We start from the raw sequence: 12,315 nt of genomic DNA on the forward strand, positions 1-12,315 counted from the left end.
GTATTGCATACCTGATTCACCGGAATGAACAGGAAAAACGGTGACGGATAGGCGCGGAATCACCGAAACGGAGGGGAGCGGAAGAGATGCGACGGCTTACCCGGAAACCGTATTGCGGCTGTGCTAGGGGAAGGGGCGGCCCTCTTGCCCACCGTTCACTTCCCCCTACCCCAACGAAAAAACCGCTCCCACAAAGGGAGCGGTCTTCAAGCGCAGACGTTTACTTCCCAGCCGCCTCGATCAGCGCAGGCACAATCTGGCCTACGTCGCCAACAATGCCGTAGTCGGCCACCTTGAAGATGGGCGCTTCAGCGTCCTTGTTGATCGCCACGATGTACTTGCTCTTGCCCATGCCGGACAGGTGCTGCACCGCCCCACTGACGCCGAGGGCGATGTACGCGCCGGGCTGCACGGTCTTGCCGGTCTGGCCCACCTGTTCGGCGTAGGGCCGCCAGCCCGCGTCCACCACGGCGCGCGTGGCTCCCACGCCCGCGCCGATGCGGTCTGCGAGGCCCTCAACGTAGGTGGAGAAGTTCTCAGGGCTGCCCACGCCGCGCCCGCCGGTCACAATCACGTCGGCTTCGGTCAGGGCCACGCGGCTGCTTTTTTCCAGGCTGCGGCCGGTGACCTCCACCCGGGGGGCGGGCAGGTCGAGTTCCACGTCGTACTGCTCGCCGGGGGCCGGAGCGGGCGCAGCAGGCTGGAAGGACCCCGGCTTGACGGTCACCACGATCACGGGGGCCTCGGCCTCCACCGTTTCCGTCACGCGGGCGAGGTAGGTGTAGCGCTGGGCCTGCAGGGCATTGCCGTTGGCCGTCAGGCGAGTCGCGTCTTCGAGATAAGGCGCGTCGAGTTTGACGGCCACGCGCGGCGCATACTCGCGGCCCGAGCGGCTGCCGCCGATGATGACGGTGTGGGCCTCGCCCTCCTGCGCGATCTGCGCGGCCGCCGCCGCCCAGCCCTCAGCGTTGTAGGTGGCGAGGCCAGGCAAATCGGCCACGAGCACCTGATCGGCCACCGCAGCCGCACTGTTCGCCACGCTGGCAACGCCCTGACCCAGCACGAGGACGGTGATGGGCCCCTCGCGACCGGACTCCCGGGCCGCAGTGACCATTTCGAGGGTGGACTTGGCGAGCTGTCCGCCCGCGTGTTCGGCGACGATCAGGATCATGCGAGCACCTTCGCTTCGTTCCGGAGGAGGGAGAGGAGTTCGGCGGCGGCGGCCTGGGGGTCCTTGCCGTCGATCATCTTGTTGAGGCGGGCGCGCGTCTGGATTTCGCTGTTTACCACACGCACGGTGGGCCGCGCGCCGTACTGGTCCAAGCTGTCCTTGCGCAGCTCCTTGCGCTTGGCCTTCATGATGTTGGGCAGCGTAGGGTAGCGCGGCTCGTTCAGGCCCTGCTGGGTGGTCACAACCGCGGGCAGCGCGGCGCGGAAGCTCTCATTGCCGTCGTCCACATCGTGCCGCCCCGTCAACGCGTCGCCAACGAGCTTGAGCTCGTTGGTCCAGGTAAGCTGCGCCCAGCCCAGGCGTTCTGCGGTGGCCGCGCCCAGCGCCTGGCTGTCCCAGTCGGCCTCCTGCCCACCCACCAGCACCAGGCCCACGCTTTCGGCCTGCGCCACCTGCGCCACGACGCGGCTCAGCGCGATGGGGTCCAGCGCCTCGTCGGTTTCCACGTGAATGGCGCGGTCTACGCCCATCGCCAGGGCGGTACGCAGGGCGTCCTCCACGCGCTTGGGACCGACCGCCAGAGCCAGGACTTCCTCGACGGCTGCTCCGCCCTCGCGCAGACGCAGGGCCTCCTCCACACCGTACTCGTCCATGCCGTCGATCACCAGCGTCGAGCCTTCGAGGTCCACCCGCTGCGCGCTGATCTTGACGCGCGCCTCCGCGTCGGGCACCTGCCGAACCAGGGTCAGAATCTTCATAGGTCCTCCCAGCATACGTGAGGGTTTCGCTTGCGCGCCGCGCGTCCAGATCCACGTCTGGTGCCCTTTTCCTCACGCAGCACAGCAAATTAGACTGAGTTCAAGTTTAGCAGATGAGGCGAGAAGTGGCGAGTGGGCGTCCTACCTTCCCGGCCATTTCTCACTGCTGTGATCCTTTATGAGGCGGTGCCTGCAGGCGTTTCTCGCCACTCCGGTCTGGCATTTCCGGGAGGCCAACGCCTTTTTCACGTGCACCGTGATGTGCTGACGCTTCCCTTTCCGGTTCATAAAGCTGCCGTGAATCTCATAAAGCTAATGGCTCATCTTGGTGAGTCACGCTACGAATCGATATGAAGAAGCTTCTTGCCATGACCATCAGCGCGGCCTTCGCCACTGCAGGCGCGCAAACCCTGACCAGCACGGGCCTCAACGGCGTGGAGCTGGGCCTGACTGCCGGTTATGCCAATGGTCTGAGCGGTGAGGCGTTTGTCCACGCGCCCAACGTTGTGGGCCCGTTCGGTATTAAGGCGGGCGTGAGCTTTACGCGGGCGGCCGACGCAATCAACGACAACAGCCCTCTGCTGCCCGGCATTTCTAACCCCAACGACCCCAATCAAACCTTTGGGGCGGCCAAATCCAGAGGTGAGGTCACCGAGTCTGGCAGCCACACCATTGCCAGCCTGGACGGCACCTACGGCTTCGGTGAGCTGACGCCGGGCGTAGACGCCACTGTTTACGCCGGGGCGCGTTACGGCATGTTCCGCTCCGTGGAGAACTACGGATCCAACGGCACCCTCGGCTACAGCAGTTCTTCGTTTGGTGTCGGTGGTGGCCTTATGGTGAGCTACGCCCTGACCGGCAACCTCAGCCTGGTGGGCGACCTGGGTGTCGACCAGTTCTTCAACTCGACGATCAACACGACCACCACCGCTCCCGATGGCTCCGCGAGCAGCGATTCCTTCGCCACCAACGAGGCAGGCTATGCGGACATCAGCAACCGTTTCGTCCGCCCCGGCACTGTCTTCAAGGCGCGCATCGGCGTCAAAACCACCTTCTAAAGCGTCCGTGCCCGCTCGGCCCTCACTCCTCCGGGGTGGGGGCCTTTTCTCTGGACGCGAGCAGGGCCTGAAGCTGCGCAAAGGCGGCCACCGCCCGGGGAAAGCCGAGATACGGAATGCACAGCAGCAGCGTCTCGCGCACCTCCTCCTCGCTGGCCCCGGCCCGCAGCGCGCCGCGCAGGTGGGTGCGGAGCTCGTCGGGACTGCCCAGCGACGCGAGCAGCGCACAGGCAACGAGCTCCTTGGTGCGCAGGTCCAGGCCAGGGCGCTCATACACCGTGCCGTATGCAAAGTCGCGCACATAGGCCATCAGGTCTGGGTCCAGGGCCGAGAGACGCTCCAGAATGCGTTCCTCCTGGGTACCGAAAATCTGCTGGCGGACCGAAGCGTCTGTGGGCGTCATGGCCGCAAGCGTAGCAAGGCCCGTGCCCACGGAAAGCACGGACCACTGCCGGAAAGCTCCGGGATTATTTTTTCAAGACCTTGAGCACGGCGGGCGTCAGGTCCGTGGCCGAGCTGTTGGCGTAGACGACGAGCTTGCTCTGCGCCGCCACCCGGCGGGCAAGCACGACGCTGAAGCCGTTGCTCTTCGCAGCGCTGGCGACGGCAGCGTTGATCTTGCCGGACAGGGGCCTGAACTCAGCGGCGAGGCGCTGCTGATACCCCTTCTGGGCGTTCACGTAGGCCTGCTGCGCCTTGGCAAGGGCCTGCTTATCGGCGGCACTGCGCGATTTGCTCGCCTTGGCGGCCAGCTTCTGGAGGTTGTCCTGCTTGGCCTTGAGGTCCTTGTCGCTGCTCTGGCTGAGCTTCAGGTAGGTGGCGCTGCCCGGCAACTTCGCCACCACCTGCTGCACGTCCACGAAGCCCACGCGACTCTTGCGTTGCTGTGCGTGCGGTGCGGTCAGCAGCAGGGCAAGGGGCAGGATCAGGGCGGCGGGGCCCAGGGGGGACCGTCGAAATACTCGCTTCATGGGGCTCCTCTCTTCCCTGCCCAGGTGGGGAGCGGCAGGGTCAAGGCAAAACCCCCGCGCGCGGCGGGGGCCGGCTTGGGGGTGTCCAGACGGGGCTTACTTGACGGCCTTGAGCACGGCGTCGGTCATATTCGTGCTGTCCTCGGCGTATACAACCAGACCCTGGGCTGCCACGCCGCTGTCCATCACGATGCTGACGCCGTTTTGCTTGGCGACCGAGCCGATGGCGCTGTTGGCGGCCTGTTCCGCGGCCGTGATCTTGGGCTGCAGCGCTGCGATCTGGGCGTCATACGCCTTGGCCTTGGCCTGAATGGTCGTCACGAGCTGCGTGCGCTTGTCCTTGTCTGCGGCGGTGGCCTGGGCTCCCTTGGCGTCAATGGCCTTGATCTGCTTGTCGAGGTCGCCGAGTTCGGTGTCGGCCTTCTTCTGGATGTCGGCCAGTTCCTTGCCGGCGGCCTGGGCAGACAGCACAGCCTGCACGTTTACGAACCCGATTTTCTGAGGGGCGGTCTGGGCGTGGGGCGCGAGTGTGCCCAGGCCGAAGGCGGCCATGATGGCCACGGGAGCGAGGGCTTTGGCGTTCATCTTCATGGCAGGCACGCTAGCACGCACTTTTCTGAGCCGAATGAACCCCTCTGTAGCTTTCTCACACCTGGGATCAGGCGAGCATCATCTGTGCCTGCGCTGGAGGCTCAGGGTAAGCTACGGCCATGCTCGTCAGCGACTGGATGACCCAGGACCCCATGACCGTCACGCCGGACACATCCGTGATGGAGGCCCTCAAGATCCTCAAGGAACGGGGCTTTCGCCGCCTGCCGGTGGTCGAGGGGGGGCGCCTGATCGGCATCACCACCCGTAAAGATCTCAAGGACGCCATGCCCAGCAAGGCGACCACCCTGAGCGTCTGGGAACTGAACTACCTGCTCAGCAAGCTGACGGTCAGCGAGATGATGGCCCGGCCCGTGATTACCGCCGCCGAGGGCGAGTACATGGAAGACGCGGCGCTGCGGATGCAGGAGCATGGCGTGGGCGGCCTACCAGTGCTGAACGACGCCGGGCGCATGACCGGCATCATCACCATTACCGACGTGTTGCGCGCCTTTATCGACATCATGGGCCTCCGCGAAGGTGGCACCCGCCTGACCCTGGACATGCCTGACCTGCCCGGCAGTCTGGCCCGCGCCGCCAGCGCCGCACAGCCCAGCAACATCATTAGCGTGGCGACCTACGGCCACACCACCCGGGAAGGCCAGCCCCGGCGCCGCTTTGTGATGCGCGTGACTGGCGAGGGTGCCCGGGACGCCCGCAGGCGTGTGCAGGAGACGGGCATTGACGTGGGTGACTGAGAAAGACGGGCCCAACCCTCTCCCTGCCTTCTGAGCGAGCGGCCTTGGCGATGACCGGGCAGAGGCGCGGCCCTGTGCGCAGCGCACTCGGCCCCTTACAGGCTCAGCTGCACGATCAGGCGCTCCAACGCGTGGCCCGGGTCTAGGCCACGTTTCATGGCGAGGTCCGCTTCCAGGATGCGCTCCAGGTGAGCGCGAATCCTGGCCTCACTGAGGCGGCGGGCCACCTCCAGTGCCTTTTTGGCGGGGTAGGGCTTGATGCCCAGGCGCTGGGCGGCGGCGGCCTCCGTCACGCGGCCACCGCCGGTCTCCGCTGCGTCTTTCAGGAGTGCGACGCAGCGCGCCACCAGGCCGTACTGCCACACCACCGCGCCCATCAGGCGGAAGGGGTCTTCCCCGGAGGCCAGCAGCCGCCGCAGCTGGGTTACCGCCTCGCCCGGATGACCCGTGGTCGCCGCGCCCAGCATGGCGAAGGAGTCGCCCGGCGGCTCACGGCCCACCACCCGCCTCACGAGGTCTGGCGTCAGGGGTGGGTCCAGCAGGGCGAGCTTGTTCAGCTCGCCGGCGATCCCGGTGAGGTCCGCTCCAAACACTTCCGCAAGGTACCCCGCCGATTCACGGTCCAGCTTGAGGCCCATCTGCCGGCCCCGGCCTGTCACCCACCCCGCCACCTCGCCGGCCTTCTGGGGAGCGGGCGCGGGGCGGTGCTCGCCCCGCGCCTCGTACAGCTTGACGCGCCCGGCGGGAGCCGCCTCGTCCAGCACCGCCACGGTGACGGGCGCCGAGGCGAGCAGTTCCAGCAGCGCCTTGTCGGGCTTGACGCCAGCGAAGTCCACTACCACGCCGCCGTCCCCAAACAGGCTGGGCATCAGCAGCGGCTCCAGGTTTGCGGCCGTGACCTCCTCTCCCGCCAGCCGGGGCAGGTCGCGCACCTGCAGGCCGCGGGCGTTCAGGACGTCGCGCAGCGTCTCCTCAGCCAGAAAGCGGTTACCACTGAAAGCGATTAAGGGCACGGGTCCTCATCCTCCGGACAGCAGCCTTCAAGACCCAAGAACCGGGCCACCTCACGCAGCCTCCGCAGCATGTCCTGAGCCGTCTGGGGCCGCCCGTCGAGGTCGCGGCTCAGGGCGGCGTCGAGCAGGGGGTGGAGTTCCGGCGGCCCCGGCAGCGGCGCGCGCTCGGGCGAGAGGCCAGTCAGCCAGCCCAGGGCGTCCTGGAAGGGCGGGTGTCCGGCCAGGCAGTCGAACAGCAGCACCCCGGCGGAGTACAGGTCGCTGCGCGGGTCGCCCCGCACCCCCCGAAACTGTTCGGGAGCCATGAAGTGCGGCGTGCCCATGCGGGTGCCCTCGTGTAGGTCCGATCCCAGGGCGCGCGAGTGGCTCATGCCGAAATCGGTCAGGCGAACGGCTCCGGCCTCGGCCTGTCCCCCGGCCAACAGCACGTTCTCGGGCTTCACGTCCTGGTGGGTCACCCCCTGGGCATGAACGTAGACGAGGGCGCTCAGGACGCCGCACACCACCGACAGGGCCTCCGGCAGCGGCAGCGCGCCCCGTTCGAGCCGTTCGCGCAGGCTCACGCCGCTGATCCAGGGAAAGACCAGACGGCGCGGGCTGGCGCTGAGCAGTGGCACGATCAGGGGGTGGCTGAGCCCAGCGGCGATCTGGCCTTCTTGCAGAAAACGGGCCGTAACTTGCGGCTCGTCGGTCAGGCAGGTCTTGATAAAGGCGGGCTGACCAGCGTGAACGCCCTCCTCGCTCTGCACGCCGCCGTGTCGCGACAGGACCCGGGGCGTGGCGGTCCGCGCAGAGGAGGGAGCAGGGGCGTCGTCTTGCACGATGTGCATTCTAGGGGGCAGGCGCGCAGAAACGGGCACACGGTCTGCTCCGGCGGCCCGTCCTCGCCTCCATTAATCCTGTATGGGCGGGTCCCGGGCCAGCGGACTCAGTTCACCCGCACGCTGCCCGTCAGGGTCCGCAGCACCGCCTCGTTGCGGCTGTAGTCCTTGACATTGCCCGCAATCGTCACGACTAGGATGCGGCCCTCGGCGCTCGTCATCAGCAGCTCGCGCCGCAGTTCGTCGCCCTGGGTGGGCGTCGTGAACACGAACTGCGCCCAGGGCGTTCCGCCGATCTGCAAGACGTTCGCCTTGAGGGATTTGACGTTGGGCACCTGCGCGCGAATCACCGCCGGAAACTGCGCCACGAGGTCCGGCACCTGGTTCGGGGTCAACTTGCCCTGCCGCCACTCGAAGGCCACGCTGACCTTGCGGTCCTCGGTCAGAAAGACGAATTCGGGCCGTCCCGCCACCGAGGGAAAGGCCTTGACAATGCCCGCCTCGTTTAGGGTCAGCAGCTTGGCGTTGGGTTCCAGCGTCACGGGCAAAGAGCCGAGTTTGACGGGTGCGGCCACCGCACTCGAGAGCAGGGCGGTCACCGTGAGGGCCAGCAGCACAGTCTTCATTGCCCTCACCCTACCCGCCTCTCCTGAGAAGCACCGTAAAGAGCATGTGAGGAAGGTAGGCAGGGCGTCACGTTGGCGTCAGGACAAGAGCAAAGACTTCAAAAACCTTACAACCGCGTGGCACAAAAAAACCGTCCTGATGCCGCTTTTCGTCTGGTGTTCGCCTGATAAAGCCTTTCTGAAGGAAAGCCCTTAAGACGTTGCTCGCCTTCTGATATCCGCATGTCCGCGTTTCTGGGGCTGTGGCCCGCGCGCATTCTGACCAGCACGTCGGGGACCATGGGTATCCAGGGCAATGTCCGCAACGTCACTTCCGTCACCCGCAGTCTGGGGCGCGCAGGTGCTGGTGCTGCCGACCAGTCTGGCCGGAGACACACCCCGGAGCTGGGGACCTGCAAGGCGCGCAGTTCGGCCTCGCCATTCGCCCGCCGATTCGACCGGCCAGTTTTGCGCGGGGGCACACAGTGCGCTCTGGGTGAGCCGCGCACATACACGGCCGAATCGCCGATGGTCGACCAGTTGGGCCGCAACCCGGCCACGCTCCTGATCCCGTCAGATCACCCCGACGATCCCACCTTGCGCGCGGGCTGCAACGCCGTGATGACCGTCACCGAGCGGGGCCACGTCAGTCTGATGAACGCCTGTCCCGGCCTTTCCTGCTGGGAAGCGAATACGGTGTTCAGCCGAGCGCCGAGCCTTCCCGGCACTGCGCGGTGGGCGCTCAGGGAGGGACATCTGGAGCGGTGTCAGGCTGATTCCTACACCCGGCAAGGCTTACTCTCCACGCCCTGCTGTGGCCGGTAGCCTGGGGCGCCAGGCTGGCCTGAGGCTGCGGAGCAGCATCTGGGGCACACCCGGCGCGCTCCCGCGCTTCTGTGTCCGAGTCCCCGCGCAGCAAACCCTTCCTGAACACCCTGCTCAGCAGCTTCTACGGTTCGTTGTGGAGAGCGGGCGGCTGGCCCTGGCCCCGATGAGAACGAATCCGCTGAATGTGGAACGGTGTCAACCGCCCGACAGGCCGGAGCGGCCCCAACCTTACCTTTTGCCCGAGCTCGAGGGCCGGATTCCCCACGGCACGTCCTGCCCAGTCCATACTGCTCCACCCTCTGGCCCTGCCCGCTACCATGCGGCCATGACGGACACGGCACAAGGAACGCAGGACCTGACCTTTCCCCAGGGCTTTCGTGCGGCGGCCCTCGCGGCGGGCATCAAGCCCAGCGGCAAGACGGACCTCAGCTGCGTGGTCAGCGATTCGGACTGTACCTGGGCCTTCGCGGGCACCCGCTCCACCACCGCGGCGGCGTGCGTGACGCGCAACCGCGCCCTGTTCAGCGGTGACGGCCCCGTACGCGCCTTGGTGGTCAACGCGGGCAATGCCAACGCCGCCACGGGGCAGCGGGGCGCACGCGACAACGCCGACCTGGCCGACGCCGTGGGCAGCGTGCTGAATGTGCCTGAGGACGGCGTGCTCACCGCCAGCACCGGCATCATCGGCCACCTGCTGCCCATGGACCGGGTGCTCAGCGGAGCCGAACACCTGCCCGAGGAACTCCGCGCGGAGGTGGCCCCCTTCGCCGCCGCCATCATGACGACCGACACCCATCCCAAGACCGCCGCCGTTACCCTCAGCGGTGGCGCGCGCATCGTGGGCACCGCCAAGGGCAGCGGCATGATTCACCCGGACATGGCCACCATGTTCGCCTTCGCTTTCAGCGACGCGCGGGTGGATAGAGACACGCTGCGAAGTGCCTTTCCCGGCATTGTGAACCGCACGTTCAACGCGGTGACGGTGGACGGCGACACCAGCACGAATGACATGGCCGTGGTGCTGGCCAACGGAGAGGCGGGCGAGGTGGACCCGGCGGAATTTCTGGCGGCGCTGGAAGGCGTGATGCGCGAGCTGGCCCGGCAGATCGCTGCCGATGGCGAAGGCGCGACGAAACTGCTCACCGTGCGCGTCTCGGGGGCGCGCAGCGAAGCCGAGGCCCTAAGCGCCGCCCGCACCTGCTGTGTCTCGCCACTGCTCAAAAGTGCTGTTCACGGCAACGATCCCAACTGGGGCCGGGTGATCATGGCTGTGGGGCGCTCGGGAGCCGAGGTCGACGTAGAGCGCATGACCGTCAGCGTTCAGGGCATCCCCGTCTTCGCGGGCAGGCCCCTTCCCTACGACGACTCGGCCGTCAGCGCGAGCATGAAGGCCGGTGAAGTGGTGTTCGAGGTGGGCCTTGGCGTGGGCGAGGCCAGCGGCGAGTCGTGGGGCTGTGACCTGAGCGCGGAGTACGTGAGCATCAACGCGGACTACACGACCTAAACTGGCCAGCAGCGAGCCGTGACCGAAAAGAAGAAGGCCCAGCACGGACAACCCCCCTGCTGGGCTTCTTGCTGACGCCTACTTGCTCGGCGTACCAAGCACTTCGGGACTGGTCTTCACGCCCAGGCGGGCGATCTGGGCGTCCACATACTTCTGGGCGGCGTTGCGCGCGAGCTGCTCGCGGATCAGGGGCGCGGCCTCGGTCAGGGGGGTAAGGCCGGCGTCGGTGCGCTTGGTAACGACGAGCACATGCCAGCCGTACTCGGTCTGCACGAGCTGCGGCTGGTTCAGCGGCCCGCTGAACGACGCCTTGTCGAAGGCGGCGACCGTGTCGCCGGGCGCGATGCAGCCCAGGTCACCGCCCTGTGCCGCACTGCCGGGGTCCTGGCTCTTTTCCTGAGCGATCTTGGCGAAGTCACCGCCGCCCTGCACGTCCTTCAGCACCGTCTGACCCTCCGCCTGCGTCTTGACGAGGACGTGCTTGACGCACGCCTGCGCTTCCCGCGTGAACGCCGCCCTGTTCAGGTTGTAAAAGCCCTGCACCACGGCGTCCCCAAACGTGAAGCGCGGCTTGAGGGCGTCGAGGTACGCCTGCACGGTGGTCTGCCGCTCAATCTCGGCGCGCAGGTCCGACTCGTCCGCGTAGCCGGTGGATTTGAGCGCCTCGGCGAATTCCGCGTCGCTGGAGAAATTGGCGCGGGCCTTGGCGAGCTGCTCGTCCACCTGGGCAGGCGTGGCCTGCACCGAGCGTTTGGCCAGCTGGTACACCGCTTGGTCCCGGGCGAACTGGGTCAAGAACTCCCCGCGCGCCTCGGTAAATTCACCCAGCATGTCGGTGCTGTAGGGCACGCCCTGGGAATTGAGTACGCGGGCGACCGCGATGCGAAAGGCCCGCTCGAAGTCGGCCCCCGTCAGGCCCTGGCCGCCCACCTGCGCGACAACGGCGGCGGCGTCCACAGGCTGGTAGGGCTTGGCCGCCTCTGTGGCCGCCGGAGGGGTCGTGGTGGCGGGCGTCGTGTCGGTCTGGGCGAGGGCCGCGCCACCCAGCAGCAGGGCGAGCGTCAAAAGCGTCTGTCTCATTCTCTCACTGTAGCGTCCCGCACCTGCCGGGGCAGGTTGGCTCAGCGGCAGGTAAAGCCCGCCGCGCCCCCTGCTACAATCCCCCCCGATGCGCCTGACCCTCTCGGAAACCACCAACCCCCGCGCCTATGACGACGCCGTGCGCTCGCTCCCCCTGACGAGCGCGCTGCAGGGCTGGGGCTACGGCGAGGCGCGGCGGGTACTGGGACAGGTGCCCGTGCGCTACCTGATTCAGGGAAATGGGCAGACCGTGGGCGCGCTGCAGCTGATCCGCAAACGCCTGGTGCCCGGCCTGAGCACCCTGTACGCCCCACGCGGCCCGGCCCTGGAATCGCTGGACCTGCTGCCGGACGTGGCGGAGGCGGTGCGGAAAATCGCCAAACCCACCGACACCCTGCTCAAGATTGAGCCGCCCTCCCCCATTCCCGCCGACGACACCGTGACCGTTCCGGGAGAATACGGCCCTTTCCGCCGCGCCGAGAGCGAGCAGCCCGAGCACACCATCGTCGCGGACTTGACCCGCAGCGAGGACGAGATGTTTGCGGACCTGAACCAAATGGCGCGGCGCAACGTCCGCACCGCGGGGAAGCTCGGCGTGGTGGCAGGTCGGGACGACGATTTCGAGGCGTTCTGGGAGATTTTTACCGCCACCAACGAGCGGGCCAAACTCGGGGCCTTTCCGCGCGCCTACTACGAGACGATGCTGCGCGAGGGCAACGCGTACGGCGGCGAGGCCTATATCGTGCTCGCGCGGCACGAGGGCAAGGCGCTCGCCGGGGGATTTTTCCTGGCGATGGGCACCGGCACCTATTACCTTTTCGGCGGCAGCGTGCGTGACGACCGCCTGCGTGAGGACGGCACGCCCCACAAGGACGTGAAGGCCCCCGACGCCTTCTACTGGAACGCCATGCTGGACGCCAAGCGCCGGGGCTATACCCTGTTCGACTTCTGGGGAATTCCGCGCAAACTCGACGAGGAAAAGCATTCCTACGGCGTCTTCAAGATGAAGCTGAAGTTCTCCGAGCAGCGGGTGTGGTATCCCGCCTACGACCTGAACCTGAACCCCGTCGCGCCCGCCATCGTCAGGGCCCTGCGCTGGCGCAAGACGCAGAACAACCTGCGCAAGCGGGGAAACGCGGACGACGTGCTCTAGGGCCGAG

At 67.1% G+C, this 12,315-nt stretch carries 14 protein-coding genes; 5 read left to right on the forward strand and 9 right to left on the reverse strand.

Annotated features, from left to right (window positions below):
• Window positions 1–220 precede the first annotated feature (220 nt).
• The gene (locus B9A95_RS23295) at window positions 221–1,171 is read right to left on the reverse strand and encodes an electron transfer flavoprotein subunit alpha/FixB family protein (protein ID WP_084049452.1); all 951 of its coding nucleotides are present in this window, start codon (window positions 1,169–1,171) and stop codon (window positions 221–223) included.
• Complete coding sequence (locus B9A95_RS23300) at window positions 1,168–1,929, reverse strand: electron transfer flavoprotein subunit beta/FixA family protein (RefSeq protein WP_084049453.1); 762 nt, start codon at window positions 1,927–1,929, stop codon at window positions 1,168–1,170. Before B9A95_RS23300 ends, B9A95_RS23295 begins: the two co-directional genes overlap by 4 nt.
• Window positions 1,930–2,279: 350 nt before the next feature.
• Here B9A95_RS23300 and B9A95_RS23305 point away from each other — a divergent pair, with 350 nt between their 5' ends.
• Entirely contained in the window at window positions 2,280–2,987 is a 708-nt protein-coding gene (locus B9A95_RS23305; protein WP_084049454.1) for a hypothetical protein, read from the forward strand.
• A 22-nt stretch (window positions 2,988–3,009) separates the two neighbouring features.
• Here the strand turns inward: B9A95_RS23305 and B9A95_RS23310 are convergent, their stop codons facing one another.
• The 3 genes from B9A95_RS23310 to B9A95_RS23320 all read right to left on the reverse strand — a co-directional run bounded on the left by B9A95_RS23310 (window position 3,010) and on the right by B9A95_RS23320 (window position 4,549).
• The gene (locus B9A95_RS23310; RefSeq protein WP_084050930.1) at window positions 3,010–3,390 is read right to left on the reverse strand and encodes a carboxymuconolactone decarboxylase family protein; all 381 of its coding nucleotides are present in this window, start codon (window positions 3,388–3,390) and stop codon (window positions 3,010–3,012) included.
• Window positions 3,391–3,454: 64 nt separating this feature from the next.
• Complete coding sequence (locus B9A95_RS23315; RefSeq protein ID WP_084049455.1) at window positions 3,455–3,958, reverse strand: OmpH family outer membrane protein; 504 nt, start codon at window positions 3,956–3,958, stop codon at window positions 3,455–3,457.
• A gap of 96 nt (window positions 3,959–4,054) precedes the next feature.
• Window positions 4,055–4,549: an OmpH/Skp family outer membrane protein gene (locus tag B9A95_RS23320; RefSeq protein ID WP_084049456.1), complete on the reverse strand. Its 495-nt coding sequence runs from the start codon at window positions 4,547–4,549 to the stop codon at window positions 4,055–4,057.
• A 119-nt stretch (window positions 4,550–4,668) separates the two neighbouring features.
• Here B9A95_RS23320 and B9A95_RS23325 point away from each other — a divergent pair, with 119 nt between their 5' ends.
• Window positions 4,669–5,304 carry a CBS and ACT domain-containing protein gene (locus tag B9A95_RS23325; RefSeq protein ID WP_084049457.1) on the forward strand — a complete coding sequence of 212 codons (636 nt, stop codon included), beginning with the start codon at window positions 4,669–4,671 and terminating at the stop codon, window positions 5,302–5,304.
• 95 nt (window positions 5,305–5,399) lie between these two features.
• On the opposite strand, the gene holA is transcribed toward B9A95_RS23325, so the two are convergent.
• The 3 genes from holA to B9A95_RS23340 all read right to left on the reverse strand — a co-directional run bounded on the left by holA (window position 5,400) and on the right by B9A95_RS23340 (window position 7,764).
• Window positions 5,400–6,317, reverse strand: coding sequence for a DNA polymerase III subunit delta (holA, locus tag B9A95_RS23330; protein ID WP_084049458.1), 918 nt, complete (start codon window positions 6,315–6,317; stop codon window positions 5,400–5,402).
• On the reverse strand, window positions 6,308–7,138 hold the full coding sequence (locus B9A95_RS23335) for a serine/threonine-protein kinase (RefSeq protein WP_245808452.1): 831 nt from the start codon (window positions 7,136–7,138) through the stop codon (window positions 6,308–6,310). Before B9A95_RS23335 ends, holA begins: the two co-directional genes overlap by 10 nt.
• A 107-nt stretch (window positions 7,139–7,245) precedes the next feature.
• A complete protein-coding gene (locus B9A95_RS23340) occupies window positions 7,246–7,764 on the reverse strand; it encodes a hypothetical protein (protein ID WP_084049460.1) in 519 nt (172 codons plus the stop codon).
• Window positions 7,765–7,986: 222 nt separating this feature from the next.
• On the opposite strand from B9A95_RS23340, the gene B9A95_RS23345 reads away from it, so the two are divergent.
• Together B9A95_RS23345 and argJ are read left to right on the forward strand one after the other, a co-directional pair.
• Window positions 7,987–8,568: a hypothetical protein gene (locus B9A95_RS23345; RefSeq protein WP_084049461.1), complete on the forward strand. Its 582-nt coding sequence runs from the start codon at window positions 7,987–7,989 to the stop codon at window positions 8,566–8,568.
• Window positions 8,569–8,896: 328 nt separating this feature from the next.
• Window positions 8,897–10,075, forward strand: coding sequence for a bifunctional glutamate N-acetyltransferase/amino-acid acetyltransferase ArgJ (gene argJ, locus B9A95_RS23350; RefSeq protein ID WP_084049462.1), 1,179 nt, complete (start codon window positions 8,897–8,899; stop codon window positions 10,073–10,075).
• A gap of 78 nt (window positions 10,076–10,153) precedes the next feature.
• Here the strand turns inward: argJ and B9A95_RS23355 are convergent, their stop codons facing one another.
• Window positions 10,154–11,155: a peptidylprolyl isomerase gene (locus tag B9A95_RS23355; protein WP_084049463.1), complete on the reverse strand. Its 1,002-nt coding sequence runs from the start codon at window positions 11,153–11,155 to the stop codon at window positions 10,154–10,156.
• 88 nt (window positions 11,156–11,243) lie between these two features.
• On the opposite strand from B9A95_RS23355, the gene B9A95_RS23360 reads away from it, so the two are divergent.
• A complete protein-coding gene (locus B9A95_RS23360; protein ID WP_084049464.1) occupies window positions 11,244–12,308 on the forward strand; it encodes a lipid II:glycine glycyltransferase FemX in 1,065 nt (354 codons plus the stop codon).
• Window positions 12,309–12,315 lie beyond the last annotated feature (7 nt).

The organism is Deinococcus hopiensis KR-140, assembly GCF_900176165.1.
Taxonomy (GTDB): domain Bacteria; phylum Deinococcota; class Deinococci; order Deinococcales; family Deinococcaceae; genus Deinococcus; species Deinococcus hopiensis.

What these genes read in the sequence shown, in the direction of transcription:
- B9A95_RS23295 (WP_084049452.1), bottom strand. Translation starts at nt 1,171, where the DNA reads ATGATCCTGATCGTCGCCGAACACGCGGGCGGACAGCTCGCCAAGTCC.
- B9A95_RS23300 (WP_084049453.1), bottom strand. Translation starts at nt 1,929, where the DNA reads ATGAAGATTCTGACCCTGGTTCGGCAGGTGCCCGACGCGGAGGCGCGC.
- B9A95_RS23305 (WP_084049454.1), top strand. Translation starts at nt 2,280, where the DNA reads ATGAAGAAGCTTCTTGCCATGACCATCAGCGCGGCCTTCGCCACTGCA.
- B9A95_RS23310 (WP_084050930.1), bottom strand. Translation starts at nt 3,390, where the DNA reads ATGACGCCCACAGACGCTTCGGTCCGCCAGCAGATTTTCGGTACCCAG.
- B9A95_RS23315 (WP_084049455.1), bottom strand. Translation starts at nt 3,958, where the DNA reads ATGAAGCGAGTATTTCGACGGTCCCCCCTGGGCCCCGCCGCCCTGATC.
- B9A95_RS23320 (WP_084049456.1), bottom strand. Translation starts at nt 4,549, where the DNA reads ATGAAGATGAACGCCAAAGCCCTCGCTCCCGTGGCCATCATGGCCGCC.
- B9A95_RS23325 (WP_084049457.1), top strand. Translation starts at nt 4,669, where the DNA reads ATGCTCGTCAGCGACTGGATGACCCAGGACCCCATGACCGTCACGCCG.
- B9A95_RS23340 (WP_084049460.1), bottom strand. Translation starts at nt 7,764, where the DNA reads ATGAAGACTGTGCTGCTGGCCCTCACGGTGACCGCCCTGCTCTCGAGT.
- B9A95_RS23345 (WP_084049461.1), top strand. Translation starts at nt 7,987, where the DNA reads ATGTCCGCGTTTCTGGGGCTGTGGCCCGCGCGCATTCTGACCAGCACG.
- argJ (WP_084049462.1), top strand. Translation starts at nt 8,897, where the DNA reads ATGACGGACACGGCACAAGGAACGCAGGACCTGACCTTTCCCCAGGGC.
- B9A95_RS23355 (WP_084049463.1), bottom strand. Translation starts at nt 11,155, where the DNA reads ATGAGACAGACGCTTTTGACGCTCGCCCTGCTGCTGGGTGGCGCGGCC.
- B9A95_RS23360 (WP_084049464.1), top strand. Translation starts at nt 11,244, where the DNA reads ATGCGCCTGACCCTCTCGGAAACCACCAACCCCCGCGCCTATGACGAC.